Source organism: Chitinophaga qingshengii, from assembly GCF_014529935.1.
In the GTDB taxonomy this organism is placed as follows: domain Bacteria; phylum Bacteroidota; class Bacteroidia; order Chitinophagales; family Chitinophagaceae; genus Chitinophaga; species Chitinophaga qingshengii.
In genome coordinates this window covers 53,852-80,607 of the sequence record NZ_JACVFC010000001.1, presented here as the reverse complement: position 1 = coordinate 80,607, position 26,756 = coordinate 53,852, and the positions used below count along the sequence as shown (strand labels likewise).

The 26,756-nt window shown below is 48.5% G+C and carries 20 protein-coding genes; 15 read left to right on the top strand and 5 right to left on the bottom strand.

The genetic code is table 11. The features are described 5' to 3' along the window. Nucleotides 1-7 precede the first annotated feature (7 nt). The 6 genes from ICL07_RS00275 to ICL07_RS00250 are packed head-to-tail and all read left to right on the top strand — an operon-like array spanning nt 8 to nt 7,102. A complete protein-coding gene (locus ICL07_RS00275; protein ID WP_223151708.1) occupies nt 8-1,168 on the top strand; it encodes a sugar transferase in 1,161 nt (386 codons plus the stop codon). After that, the gene (locus ICL07_RS00270; RefSeq protein WP_188085957.1) at nt 1,168-2,382 is read left to right on the top strand and encodes a glycosyltransferase family 2 protein; all 1,215 of its coding nucleotides are present in this window, start codon (nt 1,168-1,170) and stop codon (nt 2,380-2,382) included. Before ICL07_RS00275 ends, ICL07_RS00270 begins: the two co-directional genes overlap by 1 nt. After that, nucleotides 2,366-3,292 (top strand): glycosyltransferase family 2 protein, encoded by a 927-nt coding sequence (locus ICL07_RS00265; RefSeq protein ID WP_188085956.1) that lies wholly within the window; start codon nt 2,366-2,368, stop codon nt 3,290-3,292. The genes ICL07_RS00270 and ICL07_RS00265 overlap by 17 nt, the downstream gene beginning before the upstream one ends. Beyond that, nucleotides 3,280-5,181, top strand: coding sequence for an asparagine synthase (glutamine-hydrolyzing) (gene asnB / locus ICL07_RS00260; RefSeq protein ID WP_188085955.1), 1,902 nt, complete (start codon nt 3,280-3,282; stop codon nt 5,179-5,181). Before ICL07_RS00265 ends, asnB begins: the two co-directional genes overlap by 13 nt. Nucleotides 5,182-5,199: 18 nt before the next feature. Continuing rightward, nucleotides 5,200-6,327: a glycosyltransferase gene (locus ICL07_RS00255; protein WP_188085954.1), complete on the top strand. Its 1,128-nt coding sequence runs from the start codon at nt 5,200-5,202 to the stop codon at nt 6,325-6,327. 7 nt (nt 6,328-6,334) lie between these two features. After that, the gene (locus ICL07_RS00250; protein ID WP_188085953.1) at nt 6,335-7,102 is read left to right on the top strand and encodes a class I SAM-dependent methyltransferase; all 768 of its coding nucleotides are present in this window, start codon (nt 6,335-6,337) and stop codon (nt 7,100-7,102) included. 53 nt (nt 7,103-7,155) lie between these two features. On the opposite strand, the gene ICL07_RS00245 is transcribed toward ICL07_RS00250, so the two are convergent. Continuing rightward, complete coding sequence (locus ICL07_RS00245) at nt 7,156-8,010, bottom strand: beta-1,6-N-acetylglucosaminyltransferase (RefSeq protein ID WP_188085952.1); 855 nt, start codon at nt 8,008-8,010, stop codon at nt 7,156-7,158. A gap of 6 nt (nt 8,011-8,016) precedes the next feature. Continuing rightward, a complete protein-coding gene (locus ICL07_RS00240) occupies nt 8,017-9,354 on the bottom strand; it encodes a lipopolysaccharide biosynthesis protein (protein WP_188085951.1) in 1,338 nt (445 codons plus the stop codon). 359 nt (nt 9,355-9,713) lie between these two features. Between ICL07_RS00240 and ICL07_RS00235 the strand changes: the two genes are divergently transcribed. Continuing rightward, nucleotides 9,714-13,286 (top strand): PKD domain-containing protein, encoded by a 3,573-nt coding sequence (locus tag ICL07_RS00235; RefSeq protein ID WP_188085950.1) that lies wholly within the window; start codon nt 9,714-9,716, stop codon nt 13,284-13,286. On the opposite strand, the gene ICL07_RS00230 is transcribed toward ICL07_RS00235, so the two are convergent. Continuing rightward, complete coding sequence (locus tag ICL07_RS00230; RefSeq protein WP_188085949.1) at nt 13,281-14,486, bottom strand: glycosyltransferase; 1,206 nt, start codon at nt 14,484-14,486, stop codon at nt 13,281-13,283. The genes ICL07_RS00235 and ICL07_RS00230 overlap by 6 nt on opposite strands. 153 nt (nt 14,487-14,639) lie before the next feature. Here ICL07_RS00230 and ICL07_RS00225 point away from each other — a divergent pair, with 153 nt between their 5' ends. The 8 genes from ICL07_RS00225 (at nt 14,640) to ICL07_RS00190 (ending at nt 24,172) form a co-directional block, all read left to right on the top strand. Next, the gene (locus tag ICL07_RS00225) at nt 14,640-16,154 is read left to right on the top strand and encodes a GNAT family N-acetyltransferase (protein WP_188085948.1); all 1,515 of its coding nucleotides are present in this window, start codon (nt 14,640-14,642) and stop codon (nt 16,152-16,154) included. A 242-nt stretch (nt 16,155-16,396) separates the two neighbouring features. Continuing rightward, the gene (locus ICL07_RS00220; protein ID WP_188085947.1) at nt 16,397-16,693 is read left to right on the top strand and encodes a thiamine-binding protein; all 297 of its coding nucleotides are present in this window, start codon (nt 16,397-16,399) and stop codon (nt 16,691-16,693) included. A 47-nt stretch (nt 16,694-16,740) separates the two neighbouring features. Further along, on the top strand, nt 16,741-17,238 hold the full coding sequence (locus tag ICL07_RS00215) for a PH domain-containing protein (protein WP_188085946.1): 498 nt from the start codon (nt 16,741-16,743) through the stop codon (nt 17,236-17,238). Between the two features lie 408 nt (nt 17,239-17,646). Further along, nucleotides 17,647-18,225 (top strand): TetR/AcrR family transcriptional regulator, encoded by a 579-nt coding sequence (locus ICL07_RS00210; RefSeq protein WP_188085945.1) that lies wholly within the window; start codon nt 17,647-17,649, stop codon nt 18,223-18,225. Between the two features lie 49 nt (nt 18,226-18,274). After that, nucleotides 18,275-18,685: a nuclear transport factor 2 family protein gene (locus ICL07_RS00205; protein WP_188085944.1), complete on the top strand. Its 411-nt coding sequence runs from the start codon at nt 18,275-18,277 to the stop codon at nt 18,683-18,685. Between the two features lie 272 nt (nt 18,686-18,957). Further along, nucleotides 18,958-22,095, top strand: a complete 3,138-nt coding sequence (locus ICL07_RS00200) for a SusC/RagA family TonB-linked outer membrane protein (protein ID WP_188085943.1) — start codon at nt 18,958-18,960, stop codon at nt 22,093-22,095. Nucleotides 22,096-22,107: 12 nt separating this feature from the next. After that, nucleotides 22,108-23,511 (top strand): SusD/RagB family nutrient-binding outer membrane lipoprotein, encoded by a 1,404-nt coding sequence (locus ICL07_RS00195; protein ID WP_188085942.1) that lies wholly within the window; start codon nt 22,108-22,110, stop codon nt 23,509-23,511. A gap of 130 nt (nt 23,512-23,641) precedes the next feature. Further along, a complete protein-coding gene (locus tag ICL07_RS00190) occupies nt 23,642-24,172 on the top strand; it encodes a hypothetical protein (protein WP_188085941.1) in 531 nt (176 codons plus the stop codon). A 29-nt stretch (nt 24,173-24,201) separates the two neighbouring features. Here the strand turns inward: ICL07_RS00190 and ICL07_RS00185 are convergent, their stop codons facing one another. Together ICL07_RS00185 and ICL07_RS00180 are read right to left on the bottom strand one after the other, a co-directional pair. Beyond that, complete coding sequence (locus ICL07_RS00185) at nt 24,202-25,446, bottom strand: YeiH family protein (RefSeq protein WP_188085940.1); 1,245 nt, start codon at nt 25,444-25,446, stop codon at nt 24,202-24,204. A gap of 27 nt (nt 25,447-25,473) precedes the next feature. Beyond that, nucleotides 25,474-26,712, bottom strand: a complete 1,239-nt coding sequence (locus ICL07_RS00180) for a nucleoside recognition domain-containing protein (protein ID WP_188085939.1) — start codon at nt 26,710-26,712, stop codon at nt 25,474-25,476. Nucleotides 26,713-26,756 lie beyond the last annotated feature (44 nt).

Here is a 26,756-nt window from a genome sequence, read left to right as displayed (position 1 = left end):
CGAAAACATGGATAAAATTACTACACCTACTTTGCAACCCGTTGTCTGTGAGAATGTACCGAATGTGGAAATGAATACCGGCGCCTTGATCCGTGACCTGGTAAATGAGAAGATAATAGTAATGGTCGGACAGTTTCAGCCGAAGTTGCCGGAAAACATGCCTTATGCTAAAATCCTGCTGGTAAACAATGTGGCAGGTGCGGAGAAAGTCATCAACGAACTGAAACGTCTATATCACCGCTTACCCGCTGCGATCATATTTCGGGTAGGCAATGGTTTTGAAACGGGATTGTCTCAATGGGCAGAGTATTTTACACTCCTCCCGGCGATGAAAACAGTGCCTTTTTTCCTGGTAACAGATAAGGTGACCGACCGCGTGCGTTCCCTGAAAAAAGAATTTCCCTTTGTTGACGATGTGATTACCCGCGGGATGCTGAACGACATTTCCGGTAAAATTGAATTCGTTGCCAAATTTAAAAATATGCAGGAGGTGCAGCCTGCCCGGCAAACACCGGTGCTGCCGGTATCTGCACAGAAAAGTAAATGGAAAGGTAACCTGCTGAAACGTACTTTTGATATTGTTGCTTCGGCCTGTTTACTGTTGATCGCCAGTCCTGTGATGCTGCTGATCGCTATCGCCATCAAACTGGAGTCTAAAGGCAATGTGTTTTACGCTTCTCCGCGTGCGGGTAAAAACTATAAGATTTTTAAATTCTATAAGTTCCGTACCATGGTGGCTGACGCCGATAAGCAGCTGAGCAAGCTGCAACATCTTAACCAGTACAGCGGCGACGGGAAAGGCGCCGTGTTTTACAAGGTATCCAACGACCCGCGTGTAACCCGCCTGGGCAGCTTCCTCCGCAATACCAGCCTGGATGAGATCCCTCAGCTGTTCAACGTACTGAAAGGCGATATGTCACTGGTAGGAAACAGACCGTTGCCTTTGTACGAGGCGGCTACGCTGACCACCGATGAATGGGCCGAACGTTTTATTGCGCCTGCCGGTATTACTGGTCTGTGGCAGATCAGCAAACGCGGAAAGAAAGAAATGTCTGCCGAAGAAAGAATAGAGCTGGATATTAACTATGCGCACCGCAATTCATTCGCTTATGATATGTGGTTGATCATGAATACTCCGAAGGCGCTTATACAAAAAGACAACGTATAATGCTTTTACACCTGACTGAAATTTTACTGTTTGCTTACCTGGCATCTTGTGTACTGTACAATTTGATATTGTCTGTAGCAGGCCGCCTGGCCCGAAAGAAAAAAACGACCGAATTAGCTGCTGACGCCAATTACGCACGTATCGCGATATTGGTGCCGGCATATAAGGAAGATGCGATTATATTATCCACTGCCCGCAGTTACGCGAAGCAGTTGTACCCGGCGTCCCGCTTTGATACCGTGGTAGTGGCCGATTCGCTGGAATCCGCCACTATCCGGCAGTTAAGGCAGGAGGGCATTCGTGTGGTGGAGGTTTCCTTTGATAAAAGCACGAAAGCCAAATCCCTCAACGCTGCCTTTGAACAGCTGGGGGATGACTACGACCTGGCATTGATATGTGATGCGGATAATGTGCTGGAAGAAAGTTTCCTGCTTCGGATCAATCAGGCCTATCAGGAAGGACATTATGCGATACAAGGTTGCAGGGTGGCTAAAAATATGGACAGCCCGTTTGCGGTGCTGGATGCCGTGAATGAAATAGTGGCTAATCATCTGTACCGCAAAGGAGCAAATGCATTGGGACTTTCATCTTCTGTCATCGGCTCTGGTATGGCCTTCCATTATCCGCTGGCGAAAAGCATCCTGAAAGAGATACAGGCTACCGGCGGATTTGATAAGGTGTTACAGCTGCTGTTGATAGAAAAAGGATACCCGGTTTATTACCTGGAAGATGCCTGTATTTATGACGAAAAGGTAGAGAACCCGGAAGCTTTCCGCAACCAGCGGAAACGTTGGGTATCCAGCCAGTTCGTTTACCTGCGCACCTTCTGGGGCAAAGGTTGGCAGCAACTGTGGAAAGGTAATCTCAACTACTTTAACCTGGCTATCTGCCAGAATATATTGTTGCCAAGGATGATCCTGCTGGCAGGTATCTTATTTTGTACCGTACTGGCCTTTTTGCTGCAAGGTTTCCTCTGGATACCGGCCTGGGGCTGGGCTGGCGTTTTTCTGCTGAATATCATCAGCCTGTTACTGCCGTTGCCTCGCTTATTTTTTACCCGCTATTTCTTCACGGCGCTATCCGGACTGCCAAAAGCAGTGTGGATCATGGTTTCTCTGATGTTCCGGTTGAAAGGGGCCAACAACACCTTTATTCATACCAAACATACCAAAACGGAAATTGATAATCCTTTGTTAGATGCAGCCAGAAAATAAAATACAATCCCCGTTGGTATCTATCATTACGGTCAACTACAATAACAGTGCGGTGACCCGTGATCTGCTGCTTTCGCTGCAAAAAATCAGTTACCCCAATATGGAGGTGATAGTGGTGGATAACGCCTCTGTGGAAAATCCGGCGACGTTTTTTGAAGCGGCTTATCCAGGCGTGCAGGTGATCTGTAGCCCTGTTAATAAAGGTTTTGCCGGTGGTAATAACCTCGGCGTAAAAGCAGCCCGGGGACAATACCTGTTCCTGGTGAACAACGATACTGAATTTACAGAAGGCCTGATAGAAGGCCTCCTCGAAATATTCGACCAATACCCTGATGCGGGTGTGGTGAGCCCTAAGTTTCACTACTACTTTCATAAAGGCACCCTCGAATACGCGGGTTATCATGCGGTGGACATCTTTACCGGCCGCAACAGCATGATCGGTTGCAAGGAAGAAGACCATGGGCAGTATGACAGGGTGTCGGAAACCAACTACGCCCACGGCGGCGCTATGATGATATCCCGGGAAGCCCTGGAGAAAGTGGGATTGATGCCGGAACTGTACTTCCTCTATTATGAGGAATTCGACTGGTGCGAGCAATTCAAGCGCCAGGGGTATAAAATATATTATCAGTATAAATCACTGATTTACCATAAAGAGTCCATGACGACAGGCAAAAACAGCCCGTTGAAAACATACTACATCACCCGTAACCGGTTGCTGTTTATGAGAAGGAATGTGAAACTGCCAGCCAGACTGGTATTCATGCTTTATTTCACTTTACTGACGGTACCCAAAAATACCCTGCAGTTTGTGCTGAAAAGGGAGTCCGCCCATCTTAAAGCTTTCTGGAAGGGCATCATTTGGAACCTTACACACCTAAAACGTAATATTGACCCATGTGCGGCATAGCTGGATTTATTGATTTCAAAAAAAGAACCAACGCGGAGATGCTGCGTCAGATGACCGACGTGATGGCACATCGCGGACCGGATGACAAAGGATATGAAGTGCTGGAACATCCGAAGGCCGACATTGGTATGGGACAACTGCGTTTGTCTATCCAGGACCTGAGTGCATCCGGCCATCAGCCTATGCATTTTGCCCACCTGTCACTGGTTTTTAACGGGGAGATATACAATTTCAAGGAAATCAGGACTGATCTGGAAAAGTTGGGTTACACCTTTCAATCCTCCTCAGATACGGAAGTCCTTATTAAGGCCTATCATGCCTGGAAGGAAAAAATGCTGGACCGTTTTATCGGCATGTTTGCCTTTGTGCTGTTTGACCGGAACGAAGACAAAGTGATCCTCTGCCGCGACAGGGCAGGGGTAAAACCATTGTACTACTACTGGGACGGCAGTACGCTGCTTTTTGGATCCGAACTGAAAAGTCTTTGTGCCTGCCCGTTTTTCCCACGGCAGATCGATGTGCGGAGCATGTCACTTTTTCTGCAATACAGTTATATCCCAGGGCCCTATACAATATACACGGATACCCACAAGCTGAAGCCAGGCTGTTTGCTGGAGTTACGGCTTAACACAGCCACTCCGGAAGTAAAAGAATACTGGAACGTATTGAACGCTTATCAGCAGCCATTGACCGACCTGAGTGAGGCAGAAGTGCTGAAGGAAACAGAAAGGCTCATGTTGAGCGCCTATCAATACCGTATGGTAGCCGATGTACCGGTGGGTGTATTTCTCAGTGGGGGATATGACAGCGCCAGCGTAGCGGCAATGCTGCAATCCGGCTCGTCCAACCGTATCAAGACTTTCACCATCGGTTATAAAGAAAAACAATGGGATGAATCTGCGGAAGCCCGCAAGATTGCCAACTATTTGGGCACAGACCATAACGAATGGATTATCGGGCCTGAAGATGCAAGAGGAGTGCTGGAACAGCTTCCTGAAATTTATGATGAGCCTTTTGCGGATAACTCCACCGTGCCTACCACTTTGGTAAGCAAACTGGCCAGCCGGCAGGTGAAGGTGGCCCTGTCTGCCGATGGAGGCGATGAAATTTTTGCCGGTTACAACAAGTTCAATCAATCCCTTTCCTATACCAGCCGGTTGCCCAGAGGCATACAGGCTACGCTGAGCACGGTGATGGGATGGGTAAACCCTGAGGTCATTCCGTACTTTAATAAGCAGTACAATTTTGCCTCCCGGTACGAGAAAATGAAGCTGATCTGGGCTTCCGGCAAGCCGCAGGAAGCCATGAAGTACATTGCGCAATATCTTACAGAAAGTGAAGTAGCCCGTTATACCGGCCGGCAGCTGGACAATTACAAAACCAACTTCGACCTCAATGGGGAACTTTCCGGCATCAATGATCCATTGAACCGTTTATTGGCGGTGGATTATAAAACCTTCCTGGCAGATAATAACCTGGTGAAGGTAGACCGCGCAACGATGTCTGTGAGCATCGAAGGACGTGAACCAATGCTGGACCACCGCCTGGTGGAATTCCTGGCACGGGTGCCGGCATCTCTGAAAGTAAAAAACAACACCAATAAATACATCCTGAAACAGATTGTACACAAATACATCCCGCCGGCATTGATGGACAGACCTAAACGTCCTTTCATCGCGCCATTGCAGGAATGGTTCAGAGACGATCTGAAAGAGCGGATGCAGTATTATCTGTCACCGGAAAGATTAAACAAAACCAACCTGTTCCATGCACCGCATATACAGCGGTTGCTGCAACAGTATTTGTCAGGTGGCAAAGTAAGTCATCAGAAGTTATGGAACATACTGGTGTTCCAGCTCTGGTATAACAGATGGATAGAAAAACTGTAAGGAACAAACGATCTGCCAATGGCGCAACAACGAAAGATAAGAGTACTGGAAACCATCCGTCAGGGGAAGATAGGAGGAGGGGAAAGCCATGTGCTGGACCTGGTGGCATCGCTGGATAAGACACAGTTTGAAGTAGTAGTGCTTTCCTTTACAGATGGACCGATGGTGACGGCATTACAAGCCATGGGTATTACCGTAGAAGTGATTAGCAGCAGTAAAGCCTTCGATCTGTCTGTATGGCTGAAAGTCAGGAAGTTTATCCGCTCGCATCGTATTGACATCGTACATGCCCATGGCACCCGGGCCAATACCAATATTTTATGGGCGGCCCGAAGCCTGGGCAAACCTATTGTATATACCATTCACGGATGGTCCTTTCATGAAGGATTACATCCCCTGGCCAGAAGGGCCAGGGTGGCGGCAGAGAAGTTTATCACCCGCATGGTGCAGCATAATATCTGCGTGTCAGAATCCAACCGGGAAACCGGCCATAAAGCTTTCGGAACTTTCAAAGCTACCGTGATCCGCAATGGTGTAAACCTGGTAAAGTTCAATGCGGAAGGTATCTATCCGGATGTAAAGGCCGCTTATGGTATTCCGGCAGACCACCTGGTGGTTTGTTACATTGCCAGGATGACTTTGCAGAAAGACCCGGTGAATATGCTGAAGGCATTTGCCCTGGTATTGCAGCAGGTATCAAACATTACCTTGCTGATGGTGGGCGAAGGAGAGCTGAAACAAGCTGCCGAAGCGGAAGCCCGGCAGCTGGGTATCACGGACCATGTCGTTTTCGATAAGTTCCGGCAGGATGTGCCAGCGGTATTACACGCAGCCGACGTGTACTGTCTGCCTTCCCTCTGGGAGGGATTTCCGATCGGCGTACTGGAAGCAATGGCCATGGGTAAAGCCGTGGTGGCTTCAGATGTGGATGGTACCCGGGAAGCGGTGGTGCATGAGGAAAACGGTTTGCTGATACCGGCTTCCAATGCCGATGCACTGGCTGCTGCTATCGTCCGGCTGGCCAAAGACCCGACATTACGTAAACGTTTACAATTCAGTGCAGCTACGGCGGTACGTACGCGATACAACGTAGCAACAGTTACCAAAAAAATAGAAGCGGTTTACCACCAGCTTTTTAAATCATAACATCATCATGACACAACCAGTGATCACCTACGAATATGATCGGATTACAGATATTAAACGTCTGAACTTCATTACGGAAAGTCTGCAAAAGGAAATTCCGGCCAACGGACATGTATTGGATGTTGGTTGTGGTAACGGCGTTATCAGCAGGCACCTCGGACAGTTTGGCTATAATGTGCTGGGCATCGATATCAGCCAGAAAACCATTGATGTGGCCCGCAGTAAAAACAAACTGCCTAATGTGGCGTTCGAAGCCATCAGTGCCGAAGAGCTGACAGCAAAAGGTCAGCAGTACGATGCTGTTATTTGCAGCGAAGTACTCGAACATTTGCATCACCCCGAAGTGTTACTGCGTACTATTTACGCCTCCCTGAAGGATAATGGCCTCCTGGTGGTGACTGTTCCCAATGGGATGGGACCCCGCGAAGTATGTGTAACAAAACCCATGTTGAAAGCACGCAACAATCCGGGATTATGGTCTTTTATCAATAAGGTGAAAAGTGGACTGGGTTTCAAGGGTACTACGGTGCAGTCTCAGGCCGATAATCTCGATCACGTACAATTCTTTACCCGTAAAGATCTTACCGCACTGGCTACCGCCAATGATTTTCATATCATCCGGTTCGCCAAAACCAATTTTGTGGAAGATGTGTTTCCGTTCTCCATGGTGACCAAACGGGTGAAAGCGTTGCAGACGCTCGATTGCAACATTGCCGAGCTGTTACCGGTAAGTTTTACGGGTGGCTTTAATACGCTGTGGAAGAAAAATAAATAAGCGACGAAAATGTTGACATGTTTTGTCCGATTTTAGAGCGGCCTGTTGGCCAGTCAGGAATGACTGTCAACAGGCTTATCCATTAATGCATCGAGCCGGTCCAGTACCGGTGTATTGAAATCAAATTTGCGGGCAAACAACTTCCCCGATTGCCTGAGCACTTCAATATCCTCTATCCCCAATACTTTCGGATGTTCCTTTCCGGCCGACCAGTCGATGTAATGCAGATAGTCTGTTAACCGGGAACGATATACGTCATTGTTCATCAATATCGTCTGGAAAATAAATTCGTCGGCTCCCCAGGTCAGTTTAAAATATTTGCGCAGCGCAGGATGCTGCTGTTCATAGGTTACGCAAAACCGTACACAGTCCAGGCTGAGTGTCCACCAGGCGGAGCCGCAGTATAACTGAAGCCCCAATGGCGCCTTGCGGCGGGGCAGGATAGCGGTCAGCAGCCGCCCCAGCCTGTATTTCCCCGGGAAATTATATTCTACAAAATGATAGTGTTCCATCTTGCTCATCATCGGGCGGAGGGCTTCTTCGCTGATAACGTTTAGGAACTGCCTGCCCTTTTGTTGCTGCAGGAAGGCGATGATTTGACCGATGGGCTGCAGTGGATAGTCCTGCCCGCTGAGCAGGGTTACCCAGGCATAGTCGATACCGGTGTTCAACACGGCATTCATACCGTTGAGGGAAGCTTGTATAATGCCCCATCCCGCCCAGGTAACATTGGCGCGTTGTTTTACCAGGTAAACCTGCGGCAGGGAAAGTACGGATTCCCATTCAGGCAGTGAACATTTGGCGTCGATGTGCACGTAGCAGTCTACCTGTGGATGGGCCAGTCTTTTCAGTAGCCGCTCCAGTTGCGCGGGTTGTTTATGTACCTGTATGATAAATGCAATTCTCATGAGCCGTTATTTGGTGACAGCACTTTTGTTCCGCAGTTTGTTAAGCATGATGATACATTCCTGCCAGCCATACAGCCAGATATCACGCAGACTGACGTTGAGGTGTTTTTTGACGAAATAGTAACCAAAGGCTGCTGCAAATACCACGTTGAGCAGGGAGGAGAGGGCTACGGATCTTACATCGGCAAAGAAGTATACAAAAGCGACGTCACATATAATGTTAAGGAGCAGTTTCAAAAAATTCTTGTAAAAATTGATATCCGGTAAGTTGATCATGTCCAGGGTAACACCGATGAAACGGTCTATCGGCCACAGGATTGCTGACAGCAGAAATATTCGTACAATATCGGTGGCGCCCAGGTAGGCTTTGTCAGCTAAAATGATGATCAGGGGTTGGGTCAGTACAATCAGCACCACAATAAAGGGAATGATAAGAATACTGACAGTGCCGGTATACCGGCAGAAAGCGCGGGCTACGCCGGCGTAGTCTTTTCTGTTGGCGGCTGCCGACAGGGTAGGTTGCGAGGTGGCCACAAAGCTGCGCAGGATGATCTCAATTACTTCCATGAATTTCTGCGGGATACTGTAAATGGCTACAGCAGCCGGGTTGAGCATGGTCCTGATCACGAGGTTGTCGGAATAGCTGATCAGGGAGGAGGATACCATGCTGCCTACCACCATCCGCCCGAAACGGAACAAGGCCAGTTTGTGTTCACGGGTACGGAATACCATGGTCCGGACACGCGTCCATTTAAACAGAAAACAATAGGCGCTGGCCAGGGCCATACTCAGGCCATAGGCATATAGCACATAGGGCAGGGAAATCTGCTGACAGAAAAAAAGTATGCCTAACAATACCAGGAAGGAGCCATTCTGTATCAATCGTATTTGCACGATCTTATCAAACCGGTGTTCTGCCTGCAATATCCAGGTGGCAAAATTCCAGGGCAGTGATAGCAGCGTGAGTATGCCAATCCAGCCGATAAAAAGATGCCAGGTATCGTTGAAACGGTCATAGGCTACCACGTAAACAATGGCGGATAGCAGTACATAGCCCAACGTCAATGCCAGCGATATATACCAGGCGGCACCCGCCACACCCCGCGCCGTGTCTTCTTCTACGCCAGCGTAGAACTTGATAATGCCGGATTGTAATAATCCGGTGCGTATCTGGTCCATGATGTTGTAGGTAGCAATAAACAATACCCATTCGCCGAATGCATTCAGGGAAAGCACGCGAACCAGTATCGCAAATGACAGGACGTTAAAAAATGCTGTGACAACGTTGCCAAGCAAGGAGTGAAAATGACGGTTACGTATAGTGGCTAATAAACTAAATCCCATGAATCAACAATTAAACCTTTTATGTTGGTTCTTAACAGGATATAGATAAAGTGAAGATCAGTGCTGTTTGACTGATGGAGGTATGGTGTAATTCGGCTGCAAGATACATTTTTTGTTAAATAAAATGCCAGTCATCTTCCAGGAAATAAAAATTTTTCATGAAAATCAATCTACTACAAGATTTATTTATTAATAATTTAATTTAAAAACTAATAGATATTCAATATTTTTTATATTTGTAGGATAAAAATTCTATCTTGCGGGCCATGCTATTGCAGGTCTCCGCCCGGGATAACTATGGAATCGTCGCCCCATTGAAACGCAATAGACAACCATTTTTTACGAAAAGCCGTTGTCCGGTGAAGAAACGCTACACATTACTCAGAAAGGCTGTTGTGTGCCTGCTCATTTTATCCTTTGTATTACCAGTATCCGCACAACAGGTGGAAGTGCCGCTTGCTGCTCAAACCGTCAATAACGTAGCAGGCTACCTGGAAGCGCTACCGCAGGATTATAACAGCAACAATAATAATTACCCGTTAATTATCTTTTGCCATGGAGTAGGTGAGCTGCAATATGATGCGAATAATCCCAATATGCCGCGACCCTTGTCAGGGGTAGCTAATAATGGTATTCCCCGGCTTATTAAGGAAGGAAAATTTCCTGCTTCTTTTTCGGTGAACGGTCAGCGTTTTTCTTTTATCGTGATCTCTCCCCAATTTATTAAATGGCCTGGTTCAGACGATGTACATAAACTACTGGCATACCTGAAAACCAAATATCGTATCGATCCCAACAGGATATATGTTTCCGGTCTGAGTATGGGTGGTGGTGTAGCCTGGGGAGTGATCTCTGAAAATCCTTCGCAGGCCAAACAATATGCTGCGGCTGCCATGGTATGCGGCGCCTACAATGTGAATGACCGGCCCGAACTACCGGCGGTTATCGCCGCTAATCATACACCGGTGTGGGCTTTTCATAACAAGATCGATCCAACGGTCAATCCACAATGGTCTATCGACTGGGTCAATAAAATCAATAGCACCGTACCTGCTCCGACACCGCCGGCTAAACTGACCATCTTCGATGTCAGTGGCCATGACGCCTGGTCGCAGGCCTACAACCCCGCCTATAAAGATCCTGCCACGGGGCAAAACGTATATGAATGGCTGTTATCCTATGCACTCAATGGCGTAACGCCGCCACCGCCGGGCAACAAACGGATTGAGGTAAAACCCAACCGGGGTAACGGCATCTACTATACGGACGCCATGAACCAACTGAAAATCAACCCGGGTGATACGCTTTGCATCCCCGCCGGTGATTACGATTATATACAATTCAGTAAACTAACGGGTACCAGCAATAAACCAGTTGTTATTACCAATTGTGGCGGCCTGGTAAGGGTAGGGGTCAACAGTACTGCTACTGCGGCAGCTTTTGTACTCTCCACCTGCAGCTACTTTAAGCTGGAGGGTAACGGTGACGCCAGTCTGCAATATGGCTTCGATGTAAACGGTACCAACCAGAAAGGGGAAAAAATGTTTGGCCTTTATTTCGGGGACGGATCTACCGACTTCGATGTGCATCATATATATGTACACGATGCCAGCATGTTCGTACAGGCAAAAACGTTACAAAGCTGCGATCATCCCGAATGGTGGGAAGGATCTTTCCTGATGAAAAACATCAAAATCCATGATCTGCTTTGCCGTAACTCCACCTGGGAAGGTTTTTATATCGGCAACACCCATTATCTCTACTCCAGTGGCAGCTGCCAGGATATGAAATCCCATCATATCCAGAACCTCGAAGTATATAACAACGACCTGGAAAATATGGGCAGTGATGGGATACAAATCTCCATGACTGATCTTGGAACCAACAAGGTGTATAACAACCGCGTGGTAAATTATGCGGTAGCCCGCAATAGTGCGCATGGATATGGTATCATGAGCGGCGGCGGCAGTACCCTGAATATCTACAACAACCGTGTCGATAAAGGCTATAATCCCGGTATCCAGATCTTCGGCTCCGGTATCAATACCGTCTACAATAACGTAGTTTCCAATATTACCTACGAGGGTATCAATGCTATCGATAAAATAGTGTTTGAACCGGCAACGGCTTATATCTATAATAATACGGTGTACAATACAGGGGTAAACGGTATCAAGATTTATGCGGACAAAACGACGATCGGACATAAGGTGTACAACAACCTCGTGATTGCCAACGGTACCCAATGGGATTACCCGCAGACCGGCTATTACATCAAAGGAGCCAATCCCATAAAGTTCGATTTTAACAATAACCTGAATTTTAAAACACCCGCCGACGCAGGCATCGGCGACGCCCCCAATGGCAATTTTCGCCTGGTGGCCGGTTCTAAGGCTATCAATGCCGGGCGCGATATGACCGACCTGGGCCTGACCACCGACCTGGAAAACACCCTCCGTCCACAAGATGGCAAATACGATGTGGGCGCCTATGAATTCAAAAATGGTACTGCCAATATAGTCCCCGCCGCCAATGCGGGCAAAGACCTGTTTATCTCCCTGCCGGTCAACACTGTACAGCTGGACGGTTCTGCTTCTTCGGATGCCGATGGTACTCTCACCGGCTATAGCTGGAAAAAGATCAGCGGTCCGCCTACAGGAACCATTACCAGCGCAGGACAGGCGGTTACAACGGTAACCGGGCTTACCGCTGGCGCCTATATCTTTCAGCTAACGGTGACAGACGATAAAGGACTCCGTGCAACGGACCTGGTAACTGTAACAGTCCGGGCTGCCGCAGCCAGGCCGCCGGTGATCGTTACCAATAACAACCTGAAGGTGTCCCTGCCCACTAATTCGGTGCAGCTGGATGCCAGCAGTTCCTATGATCCCGACGGTATCATTACCGGCTATGAATGGAAACAACTCAGCGGACCCTCCGCCAGTACGCTGGACGATAAAATTTCCAGCAATACCAGCGCCGGTGGACTGGTACAGGGCGTATATGTGTTTCAGTTAACCGTCACCAATAACGCGGGTACGCAGGTCACTACCACGGTAACGGTGACGGTGACAGGTACTCCCGGCTCCAACCAACCTCCCATCGCTAACGCCGGCAGTGATCAAACGATTACGGCACCCGCCGGCAGCGTTACGCTCGATGGCAGCGCTTCCCGCGATACAGATGGCACAATCACTGCCTGGAAATGGGAAAAGATAAGCGGCCCCAACGGAGGTACTATCAATAGCCCCGCCACGGCCACTACCACCGTTACCAACCTGGTAGCGGGTACCTATGTATTTCAACTGACGGTAACAGACAACGGCGGCGCCTCGTCCTCTGCGCGTGTAACCATTACCGTTTTACCACCGCCGGGCACCAACCGTCCGCCGGTAGCCAATGCCGGTCCCGATGAAAAAGTGGTGTCAATCGTTATCCTGGATGGAACGGCATCATTTGATCCGGACGGTACCATCACGCAGTACAACTGGGCGCAGGTAAGCGGTCCTTCCAATGCCAATATTGTCGGCGCTAATGCCGCTAAAGCCACTGCCAGCGGACTGCAGAGAGGGGTGTACGTTTTCCGGTTAACGGTTACTGACAATGAAGGCCTGTCCGCCAGTGCCGTCAAAACGGTCACCGTGGTGGACCCTGACGTACCTGATAATGATGAGGACAGCGTTAGCCTGTATCCTAACAGAATAATGGGTAATGGCAGCGCGATGCTTAAAATCAGGAATAACGCCCTTAAAAACGGCAGGATTACTATCTATAGCAGCACGGGCCTGGTCGTGAAACAATTCATGTTTCAGATGGATGGGGTTTTCTCTACCAGCATCGATTTCAGCATGCCGGGTACAGGCCTCTACTTCATAGAGGTAAGAGGTACAGATACCGACTATAAATGGGTAGGCCGTCTGCTGAAATTATAGACGGGCTTCATAAGTCTGAATGGCCTCATATAGCGCAGCAGCGGAGTTCTCCCAGGTATGGGTGAGCGCAAAGGCCCTGCGGTTCGCGGCATGTGCTGCAGGGTTGCTTTCAAGGGCCGTTTTTAACTGTACCAGATAGGAGGTCAGATCTTCCGCCAGGTATACCTGTTCCTCAAACATTTTCATGGTAGGCGTACGGGTGGCGACGACGGGCTTGCCCATAGCCAGGTATTCATCTACTTTCAGGGGATAGTTGCCAATGGTAAGATCGTTGACTACCTGCGGATTAATGCATACATCAAATGCATGCACATAAGCCGGGAGTTCTGCCATCGGCTTGCCGCCGGTAAAGTGAACGTTGGGTAGTCCGTGTAATGCCGACTTTTTAAAATCTTCATCTTCGTGGCCTACCAGCACAAAATTCCAGTCCCGCTGCTCTGATGCCAGATTGACCAGCAGGGGAATATCCAGTCTTAAACTTGTCAGGGCGCCTACATAACCGATAACAGGACCTTTCAGATGAGCAATGTCCGCCGGCGTTGCTTTCACATGCATGGGGTTAAACAGCTCCAGGTTACAACCCTGACCGATATAATAACTTTCCGGATTATACTTTTTTAAACGTTCCGTCAGATACAGGGAATTGGCTACGCCGATGTCAGCTTTGGCGATATGTTTTGGTTCCAGTGTTTGACCGTGCCTGCGCCAGTAGTCTACCGCCAGGATGTTGTCGCGGCTGTAGTAGATATAGACCGACGGCTGTAACAGCTCTTTCAGATAGAAGCTGCGGAAAATATCATTGTCATTAAACAGGATCACGTTTTTAAAATCCAGTTGCTGTATAGCCTTTCGGATGTTACGGGCAAAGCGCTGGTTGTTGACCCGGTTAAACGCAGAAAACAGAGAAGTGAACGGCAACCAGTTGATGGATTCGATAACGGAAGTGGGATAAAGATTCCACATATTGTCACTGATCTGCACCAGGGAAGGCGCTTTCCCGCTGATGACCGCCTTATGGTGATCGATTTCCTCGCCGGCATGACGATTGAAAGCAGTACGACGGTCTATGGGGGCGTTGACGTACAATACCCTGTTGTGTTTGGAAAATTCGGCAGCGAGACTTTTGCAGTTGCTGCCAATTTTGGTGTACCAGGGTTGTAAGCCCACGATAACAATATCCCGGTTATAAACAGACATCATGATAAATACCAGTAGGTAACTAAAAAAGGAAGGTCGTCCAGAGGAGGGATGGGTAAAATTGAATGGAATGCAAAGTAAATAAAATGAACCGGTTCATACAAATAAACTTTATCCGGTCACAAAAGGTTAAATTAATACAAGAAAAATAGATATATGTCAGAAACAGTTGAAATCAGAAATATTACTGCTGCCGATTACCTGGACCTCCGGGAATCTATGGTATCTGCCTATCCCGATATGGCGGGAAGTTACTGGGGCGAAAGCACCATCCAGCGGTTAATCAAGTTGTTCCCCGAAGGACAGATAGCCATTACCGTTAATGGCCGGGTGGTAGGTTGTGCCTTGTCAATCATCGTGGATTATGACAAGTTCGGTGACAATCACACCTATGAGCAGATTACCGGCTATTACACCTTTAGCACCCACAACCCCAAGGGAGACATCCTGTATGGTATAGAGGTGTTTGTGCACCCGGATTTCCGGGGAAGGCGATTGGCCCGCAGACTGTACGATGCCCGCAAAACACTTTGTGAGCAGCTGAACCTGGAAGGGATTGTAGCCGGTGGCCGTATTCCCAATTATGAAAAGTATGCCGACAAACTGTCACCCAGGGAGTATATTGAAAAGGTACAGGATAAGGAGATTTATGATCCCACTTTAACCTTCCAGTTCTCCAACGATTTTACGGTAAAGAAGATACTGAAAAATTACCTGCCCAATGACGAGGCCTCCAAGGGGTTCGCCACCTTGTTGCAGTGGTTCAATATTTACTATGAGAAGGACAGCGATACCATCCGGTATAATAAATCCACCGTACGGATTGGACTGGTACAGTGGCAAATGCGGGATTACGGTGGTCTGGAGACCGTCATGCAGCAGGTGGAGTTTTTCATTGATGCCGTGAGTGATTACGGGTCGGACTTTGTAGTGTTCCCCGAGCTGTTTAATGCGCCGCTGATGGGGGAATTTAACCAGCTGGACCCGGCGGGCGCCATCCGCGGGGTAACCAAGTATACAGAAACCATCCGCGACCGGTTCCTGGAGCATGCGGTGTCATATAATGTGAACATCATTTCCGGCAGTATGCCTATCGTGATCGATGAGGTGCTGTATAATATTTCTTACCTGTGCCGGCGCGACGGTACCTGGGAACAGTATATCAAGATCCATCCTACACCGGGGGAAGTATCCGCCTGGGGGATGAAGGGAGGTTCAGAGATCAAGGTATTTGATACCGACTGCGGCAAGATAGGTATACAGATCTGTTATGATGTGGAGTTTCCGGAGCCTTCCCGTATCCTGGCCGAACAGGGCATGCAGATTTTGTTTGTGCCGTTTATGACCGATACCCAACATGCGTATAACCGTGTCCGTTTCTGTGCCCAGGCCAGAGCGATTGAAAATGAATGTTATGTTGCCATCGCAGGCAGTGTAGGCAACCTGCCGAAAGTAAATAATATGGACCTGCAATATGCACAATCCTGTGTATTTACACCTTCCGATTTTAACTTCCCGGTAACGGGTATAAAGGCGGAGTCGACACCCAATACCGAGATGGTGGTCGTAGCAGATATTGATTTGGTGTTGCTGAAGGAACTGCATGCATTTGGCAGTGTACAAACGATGAAGGATATACGAAATGATCTCTATAAAGTGATTAAAAAGTAGGGTAGAAGACCTGCATTTTATTGCTTTTTTAGTTAGATAATTACTTGATGATGATTTTTATATTTTATTGATATATAGATGATTGTATAGATTATTTAGGGAGATGGTTGAAGGTTGAAGGACAAGTTTTTATCATCTTCCATGAATTATGATGTATCTTCATTTGCTTTTTGCTTTAAGTGTTGTTGTAGATAGATGTTTATAAAATATTGATAATCAAATTATAAATTAAAGATAAAGAGATGAGTCATAAGATTAATTTAGCCCTGCAGATCCTGCCGTCCGTGCCTTCCGAAGAAGTATATGCCGTAGTGGATGAAGCCATCGCGGTGATCCGTGATTCGGGTGTTAAGTACAGGGTATGTCCATTTGAAACCGTGATGGAAGGTACCTATGATGAGCTGATGGAAGTAGTGCGTAAAACACAGGAAGTGTGTTTTAAGGCGGGTGCATCACAGCTGCTCGTGTATATAAAAATGCAGATAAAAAAAGATCAGGATGTCACCATCGAAGAAAAAACAGGCAAGTATGATTCCTGATATAATTAAATTTCTCTATCTTTCTCTGCAACCAAAGGACAGGACTTATGAGATACGCCGCAACATTGGATGATAACTCCAAAATAATCACAAACCTCACGATCATCATTACGTTGGTCATTTTATGCCGGCAGATCACCGATGTGAATCATGAAGCGGTAAAAACCAGTATACTATTGTTCATACTGATACCGGCCATCCTGGTGGCAGCCTGCCTCAGTCCCCGGTATTATAAAATCACCGCCGAAGGCCTGGTGATCAAAAGAGCACTGTTTCCTATTACCATCATGTTTGATGACATCGTGCGGCTGCGCAGCATCACCGAGGAGGAACTGGGTACCAGCAGCCGTATGCTGGGCATTGGTGGTATCTTCGGGTACCTCGGCACCTACCGCTCCGCCGAAATCGGTAAATACCAGCGCTGGTGCACCAACCGGCAAAACCTTGTCCTGGTGGAATCGCGCTCCCGTAAATGGGTGATCAGCCCTTCCTGCTCGGAGGACTTCGTGAAAACGATGAACGGTATCATCAACATCGCAAAATAACTTGTTCGAAAGCCGGCCTAAAGGCCGGCTTTCTTTTAATGGTAACGTAGCTCCCTGAATTTCCAGCGGCCTCATTCCCTCCTCAGATGCCCCAATCGTGCCCCATACCGAAACGAAGCATTCCCTTTTACCCGAGCACCATTTCCATTTCTTTCCCTGGGATTCGGGCCGAAGCATCCCCTCCCTCGGAACCGCAGCCACCCCTAAACCTGAACGAATCATTACCTGTAAGCACGATCATTTTCGAAGTCCTTGAAAGAAAGACCGCCATATTTCGTTCCCCTTGACAACATCCCTAAACTGCAACTTTGGCAGAAAACGAAGGTGCCTTTCAACGGTTTGCTTCCCACCTGAACACAACAAATATTTGATTTGGAACAATCGTTTCAAAACATTTACCTTTGCCTCATGCCGAGGAATAAAGAATTTGATTATGAAGAAAAGCTGGAACAAGCCCGGAACCTGTTTTGGGAAAAGGGATACCATGCCACTTCCATTCATGATATTGTGGACAGGATGGGACTCAACCGCAGCAGCGTTTACAATTCCTTTGGCAATAAGCAGGAGCTCTTCCTGAAATGCCTGGAGAATTATGCCGTGCTGAAAACAGAACAATACCGCCGCGCGGGAAAAAACATCGTTTCACCCTTTGAAGCGCTGGCTTTCACAATACGCGACGTAGCTGAACAAACCTATAAAGACCGCAAAGCCTGCCTGATTGTTCGCACCATCTTTGAACTGGGCAATGACGAACCTGCTGTGGCATCCTTTATTAAGAAAAACGCCGCCGCACTGGAAGCTATTTTCGAGGAGCTGATTATCCGGGCTATAGATGCCGGGGAACTGAAACCCGGATTTGCACCGGATATGCTTGCCCGTTATATCCTCTCCAGCTGCAACAGCTTTCATATGCGGTATATCCTTTCGGGCAACAAACAGGAAGTAAACGATATGGTCGATTTTTTAATCAGTTCCCTGAGACGATAATTTTTTTGCCTTATTTTGAAACGATCGGTTTAAAATAAACTTCACATATATGGAATCACAAGTAGCATCCACACAGGCAGTAGTAGAAAAATACCTGGGTAATATTTCCGCCAAAAACTACCAGGCTAACCTGGATTTACTGGCCGACCAGGTAGAATGGCGTATACCCGGCAATCAGGCAATGGCACCCTGGATAAGAGACCGTAACACGAAAGAAGAAGTGGTCCTGTTTTATGAAGAACTGTTCCGCCATGTGGAACCGATATCTTATGCGTTCACCGGAAAATTTTATGCGGGTGACCAGGCGGTGCTGACCGGGAACCTGGAATCTCGCATGCTCGCCACCGGGAAGGTGTTTTACAGTCCCTTCACCATACAAATCACGGTGAGAGATGGTCGCATTAACCGCTATCTGCTCCTGGAAGATAGTTTCGGCCTGGTGAAAACATTGACAGCTTAATTTTTTACAGGGCTGATGCATTCCGGTCAGCCCTGTTCTCCTTCATTATACCATCTTCGTATAGCCCTCACAGATACCCCGTTAGTACCCATTACTTCTCATTTATTTACTAGTCATCAATAAATTATAATTGATGTAAAAAATTATGTCTGCCAAACAACCGAAATGAAGTACGGATGCATTGATTTTCGTTTTTCCTTGATTATCTTAATCAGTACAATCTCAAAAAACGAATCACAACGCATCTCAAACCAAAGTCTAAACTAAACACCATGAAATCAATTTGCACGTTGATATTGGTGGTGGGCGCTTTCCTATTTATTCCCCTTTGTCATCTTTACGCCCAACCCCGTATTGTCTCCGGCCGTGTCACCGCCAATAATTCCGCATTGCCCGGTGTAACTGTTCAGATTAAAGGAAGTGCCCATGGTACTACCACAGACGCTGACGGTAATTTCCGCCTGCCAATGGCCACAGGTCCCCAGGTATTGGTATTCAGTTTTATCGGTTACCTGACCAAAGAAGTATCGGTCAACGGCCAGGGGCCATTGGCGGTCACACTGGAACCCGATACCCGCAGCCTCGACCAGGTAGTGGTCACCGCCATGGGCATCAAAAAAGAAAAGCGCGCCATTGGTTATGCCATCCAGGATGTATCAGGTGCTGACCTTTCGCAGTCCAAACAATCCAATGTGGTAAATGCCCTGCAGGGTAAAGTAGCCGGCGTGCAGATTTCCAGCGGCGGTGGCGCACCCGGACAAGGCTCCCGCATCGTGATCCGGGGCATTAACTCCCTGGACCCGGGTCGTAGTAGTCAGCCCCTGTTTGTAATCGATGGCATCACCCTGGACAATAGCACCACCATGACCACCGGCGCCGATACCCGCGGCATGAGCAACCGGGCTGCCGATATCAACCCCGATGATGTTGAAAGTATCTCCGTGTTAAAAGGCGGTGCAGCTACTGCATTATATGGTAACCGTGCTTCCAACGGCGCTGTCATCATCACCACCAAATCCGGTAAAACCGGCCGTACCCGCGTGAGCTTTACTACCACCGCAGGATTCGATAAAGTAGGTAAAACCCCTGATGTGCAAATGGCTTACTCTCAGGGCAACAATGGTCAATACGATAACCAAAGCTTCTGGCCGGCCTGGGGACCTACCGTGGAAGAAGCCCGCAAACTGGACCCATCACACCCGGCTTCGCTGTATAATAACTATAAACAAGCTTATAACACCGGTTCCCAATACCGCAACACGCTCGCTATCAGCGGAGGTACGGAAAAAGTCGTATATGCTGCCTCGTTAGGTCAGTTCAACCAGAACGGTGTTATTCCCTTCAGTAACTATCAGAACTATTCCGCTCGTGTGAGCGGCGATATCCGCTTCAGCGAAAAAGTAAAAATGGGGGTGTCCCTCAACTATATCAACTCCGGTGGTAACCGCGCCAATGCTGACCGCTACGGGGAACAACTCATCTACTGGTCACCCCGCTGGAACCTGCGCGACTATATTAAACCCGACGGTACCCAACAAACCTACGGCGCTACCGATAACCCTATGTACACCCTGTACACCAATCGTTTCGGCGATAACGTAAACCGCCTCATCGGTAATATCAACTTCACGTATTCTCCGTTTAAATGGCTGGACGTGCTATACCGCGCCGGTACCGACTTTTACACCGACAACCGCCGCCATACCGGCCCCGGTCCCAAAGGCATCGCCGGCGAAGTGGTAAATACCGACAACGGTTTCGGCTTCGTCAATGAATATATGGTCAACCAACGTGGCCTTAGTTCCACCCTGATCCTCAACTTCAAAAACAATATTACGTCCCGGTTGACTTCCGATCTCAAACTCGGACACGACCTGTTTGACCAGCGCTTTAAACAACTCTCTACAGAAGGCGATACCCTGGATATTCCGGACCTGCTCATTATGCAGAACGCTAAAAAGATCGTCTCCAGGCAAAACATTACCAATTATTACCTCGTCGGGTTGTTTGGCGACTGGACCCTGTCCTGGGACCGCTGGTTATATCTTACCCTCTCCGGCCGAACAGATATCAGCTCCTCGCTGCCGAAAGGGCACCGGGCTTTCTTCTATCCGTCTGCTAGCCTGGCCTACCTCTTTACGGACCACCTGAAAATACCGGATAACATACTGTCCTACGGAAAGGCCCGCGTTTCCTGGGCGGTGGTGGGTAAAGATGCGAAGCCCTACAACACCAGCTCCGGTTACATTCCGTTGGTAGATGGACCGATTGATAACAACGTGATTGGCTGGACCCGGGCCGACCGCTACGGCGATGCCCAGCTGAAACCGGAGTTCACCAACACTTTTGAAGTAGGTACGGAACTACGTTTCCTGCATGATCGTATAGGCGTTGACTTTGCCTGGTACACTTCCAAAAGCACTGACCTGCTGATTCCCGTAAAAGTGTCCAGCGCTACAGGCTACGAGGAATTTTATACCAACGCGGGCTCTATCCGAAACCGCGGCGTGGAAATAGCCCTCAATGCTACGCCTGTCAAAAAAACAAAGTTCCAGTGGGACGTGCGGGTGAACTTCTCTTCCAACCACAACGAAGTGCTGAACCTCGGTAAAGGATTGTCTGAAGTCGTGGTAGGTAACCAGTTTGGTTATGCCGGTTCTACTGCTACCATGAAATATCTCCCCGGTTACCCGGTAGGGGCTATCTTCGGCACCAGCTACCAGCGGTATATGGGTGGTCAGCCAGACAACAGTATCCTTATCGACTATAGCCGCCCTGTTCAGATCGCCGCCACCGGCAGTCAGGCAGGTTTCCCGATGATCAACTCCGCTCAAAAATACCTGGGTAATTCCCAGCCCAAGTGGATCGGCGCTATCACCAATACTTTCACCTACGGCCCCCTGAGCTTGTCTGTGTTGATAGATACCCGCCAGGGTACTATGAAATACAATCAGCTGGCCAATTTTATGTCGGCCTTCGGGGAGTCTGCTATTACAGCGGACCGCTTCAGCAGCAAGGTGTTTGATGGCGTTCTGCCGGATGGCACGCCCAACAAACAGGTGGTATACCTGCAACAGGCCAAAGGGCCGGATGGCCGTAACTATGGCGGGGGTTTTTACCGCAACGTATATCGCGGCGTAACGGAAAACTTCATAGAAAATGCGTCCTGGGTACGGTTGCGCAACGTGAGCCTTTCCTGGCAGCTGCCACCCCGGTTCTTGTCCCGCACCCACCTGATTTCCGCAGCCAACCTCACTTTTACCGGCAATAACCTCTGGCTGCATACCAAATACACCGGTTTCGATCCTGAGTCCAGCTCCATGAACGCCGACAACGCCATCGACGCTTTTGCCGGATTCACGTACCCGACTACACGTAGTTTCCTGGCCTCTCTGAACGTAACCTTCTAAACTGCTTCGATCATGAAAAGAATTCACACCATATTATATATAGCACTACTGGCCCTGCTCACCGCCAGTTGTAAAAAGGAGCTGGATATCAACGATAACCCAAACCAGGCGGTCATTCCACCCATGAACGGACTGCTGGCCTCCACCACTTATTTTACTTCGTATAACCTGTACCGTGCCAGCAACGCCACGTCCTATTTTGTGCAGTACCTCGCTTCGCCCAATGCCAACGGCGCCAGCGATACCTACGAATCCACCGACTATACCAGCACCTGGAAAGCGTTGTACGATAACATGACGGACCTGCACGATCTGATTGCACAGGCCCGCACCGGTGGCGCCGACTACCACGTAGGCGCTGCGGAGGTGATGATGGCCATCAACCTGGCGGTCCTCAATGATATGTGGGGATCAGTACCCTATACACAGGCGTTTAATACCAGTTTCCTGCAACCGGCTTATACACCGGATGACAGCGTGTTCCTGCAATGTATCGCCATGCTGGACGATGGTATTGCCCGGCTTAAAAGCACCAGCTCCAAATATGAACTGGACCCTGTCAAAGACCTGATCCATGGCGGTAAACCGGCTGCCTGGATCAAAACGGCCTACACTATCAAAGCCCGGCTGCTCAATCATCTCACTAAAAAAGGCAACTACGATCCGGCAGCAATATTGGCGGCTCTCGCCAACGGCTATACGGACAATGCGGATGATGCCCAGCTGACCCGTTTTCAATCACTCAGTCCCTGGAACCAGGCCGCAGTAAACAACGTTAACAACCTGCTCGACGGCTGGTTAAGCACCCATTTTGTAGATGCCCTCAACGGCAAAACTTTCGGCGTATTTGACCCGCGGCTGCCGATGATTACCGATACCACCCGTTTTGGCGACTACCGCGGTACCATCAACGGCGCCGGCAGAATAGGTTCCGGTACCAATAGGGAAGAATGTTACCTTTCCCAGAAAGGCTTTTATTCCAAACCAGGCGCCCCGCTGCTGATTGCCACCAATGCAGAGGCCCGTTTTATCCAGGCCGAAGCGGCCTTCCGGAGCGGCGATTTACCACAGGCTTACCAGGCATACATACAAGGCATTACGGTGAACATGAACAAACTGGGCGTAGATCCTGCCCGCCGCGACGCGTATCTGGCTAATCCGGTGGTAGCCGTAGGGCAGGCTGGTCTTACCCTGGACCTGATCCTGAAAGAAAAGTATGTGGCCATGTTCCTGCACCCCGAAGCCTGGAACGATGCCCGCCGCTTCGAGTATCAATACAAGGATTTTAACCTGCCGGTCAATGCTCAACTACCTACCTTTATCCGTAGGGTAGCCTACACGGATTCCGAGAAAAGCCGCAACGGTGCGAATGTGCCATCGGTAACGCTAACGGATAGAGTATGGTGGAACAAATGATGAACAGGATGAGTGCTGATTTCGCTGATTTTGTGGAGATAGTAGCGAAGATGATAACATATAGATGCCCGTTTGATGTTTTATCAAACGGGCATTTGCTATTTTTGAAGTAACCGTTAAATATATTTAGATGTCTTATATCAATGTTGTCATGTCTTTGAAAGAGTTTATGCCGTATGTAGCGGATATACTGGAGAAGAATAAAGCAGATTTTTTTATAGAGAGAAAAGATGATGCGGGAAACATCTGCCTGGAAAAAATATCCGCTGCAACAGGCGCTCATGAGGTGGAAGATAACCGGGGGAAAAACCTGGGCTTCCATATTTTATCTCAACAGTTGCCCGGTCTTACCTGGCACGAGGTATACGATGATAAAATGGCGCCTTTTGTTATTGTAGGGGAAGGGGGGCGGGAAACAGCGGATAGCATTGAACGGATTGCGTTAAGGGTGTTATCAAAAACACCGGACCGCAATACCAAAAAGATTTTCACTGCCATTAAAAACAAACTTAAAAAAGACGAAACGGTAGGAGCTGGCGTAGAAGGGGGATCAAGATTTCATGATAGTTATTTCTATCAAAAGAAATATGCAGGAAGAAAAATAATGAAGTCAGATTTTCATAATGATAAAGCCCGGCCCATAAGAATCAAGCAGGAATAACCTATCCGTTATCCCTGCCTGATGGGGGTTTATCTGAAAACAAGATACGCTACAATCAGCGTAAAGAATATGTTGAACAACTGCGCAATAATAAATGCCATGGCGGGTTTCCCGTTTTCCACTTTAAAGATATCGGTGAATTTGGTTTCCAGGCCAATACAGGTAAAAGCCAGGGCAAACCAGTAAGTCTGAATTTCTTTCAGTGAACCTTTTGCGGCAGCAACTACCGGCGACGGCAACACGAAAGAAAACAGGAGAGAGGCCACAATGAAGCCCAGCACAAATTTGGGGAAACGGTCCCAGATAGTGCGAAGCGTAGGCTTCTCATAATTGGCTTTCTTTTTTGTATAAGACCAGTAAAAAGAAATGATAAAAGCGGCCAGGCCCAGTAATACGTTCTGAGAGAATTTCACGATGGTCGCATATTTCAGCGCTTCATCCCCCAGTTTGGTACCGGCAGCTACTACCGCGCCGGATGTATCAATGGTGCCACCCAGCCAGGCGCCGGCCACAGCGGGCGACATGCCGGCCCATACGGCGATACCGGGCATAAACAGCATCATCGGGATCGCAACGATCATTACCAGGGAAATAACATGCGACAGTTTTTTATTGTCCCCTTCAATAGCGCCGGAAGTAGCGATAGCAGCCGAAACGCCACAGATAGATACTGCGCTGGAAATCATCATCCGAAATTCATCGTCCAGCCCCAACATCTTACATAACCAGAAAGAAAAATACCAGACGGTAAATACCACCACTACAGATTGTAATATACCCAGTATACCTGCCTGCATGATGTCTCCGAAAATAATGTTCGTGCCCAGCAGCACCAATCCTATCTTGATATACAATTCCGTTTGCAGCGCAGGTTTTATCCATTCCGGCAGGCCAATCACGTTGCTGATGAAAAGGCCCAGCAGCAGGCTGAAAAGCACCACTTCAATGCCCAGGTCCTTAATGGTTTTGTTGGCCGTGATCAACTGTGCCAGCAACGAAATGAGTACAATGGCCAGCAGACCTGTCACCAGGGCAGCGGGTTTGAACTCTCCGGCCAGAAACCTCGCGAGCAACAGGCTTCCCAGTACCCAAAGGAACAACGCGCCAATATGTATCAGGTTGGAAGGGTTGGTCAGCTGCGCCCCTAGTTCAGCGCCGGAAGACCATCCGTATTTAGGCAATGCCGGCTTCAAACCGGCCACCACCAATGTGATGGTCAGGAATGCGATAATCACCGCAATCCAGTCTTCATGAATTTTCTTAGGTTGTAACATAGGTTTGATGCTTATTATAACCGCAGTTTAAGCGCCATGAAAAAAGAGATACCCCAGCAGGATCGCGGCCAGCAGCCCGAAGAAGTCGGCAATCAGTCCGGCTGTCAATGCGTAACGGGTATTTTTAATATTCACGGAGCCGAAATAGACGGCCAGTACATAAAAAGTAGTTTCCGTAGTACCCTGGATCACACTGGCCAGTTTACCCTGGAAGGAATCGGCGCCGTAGCGCGTCATCACTTCAATCATCAGGCCCCTGGCGCCGCCGCCACTCAATGGTTTCATGAGGGCTACCGGTAATGCCGGTACGAAATCAGTGTTAAAGCCCATCCAGGAAAATACGCTGGCGATAGCATTGATGAGGTAATCCATACAACCGGTAGTGCGGAATACACTGATGGCTACCAATATACCCACCAGGTAGGGGATAATCCGCACGGATACTGCGAATCCCTCTTTGGCGCCTTCTATAAAGTTGTCATACACATTGATTTTTTTGATGATACCTGCCCCGAGGAAAAGGATCACGATCGAGAAGATGATACCGCCGCCGAGGTTACTCATAGTGGGACCGATCTTTTCTGCCGGCATGTGTTTCACCCAAAAGTATAAACCGGTCACCACCGCACCAAAACCGCCCAGGAACACCAGTACGGGGAGTTTGAACAGGTTGATGCGCTGGTACATGGCTACCGTAAACATCCCTATAATAAACGCTACAAAGGTAGAAATCAGTGTAGGTACAAAAATATCAGCCGGATTGGCGGCCCCTGCGGCCTTCCGTAAGGCGATCACAGAGGTGGGAATCAGTACAACGCCTGCTGTATTCAGCACCAGGAACATAATCTGCGGATTGCTGGCAGTGTCCGGTTTGTCATTCAGTTCCTGCAGCTCTTTCATGGCTTTAAGCCCCATGGGCGTGGCCGCATTGTCCAATCCGAGCATACTGGCGGAGAAATTCATCATCATAGAACCCATAGCCGGATGGCCTTTGGGTACCAGGGGGAATAACTTCGAAAAAAATGGATTTACCAGTCTGGAGAAGCGATTGATCATGCCTGCAGCCTCGCCCACCTTCATGATACCAAGCCAGAGCGTCATCACACCGGCCAGGCCCAGGGAGATTTCTGCCCCGGTTTTGGCACTGCCCAGCATACCGTTCATAATATCGCCGAAAATGGCCGTATCCTGTAAAAACACCGACTTGAAAACTGCTACTACAAACGCGATCAGGAAAAAGCCCAGCCAAACGTAGTTTAATGCCATTAGATTATTGGTTTATTCAGGCAACAAATAAACTAAAATAAACT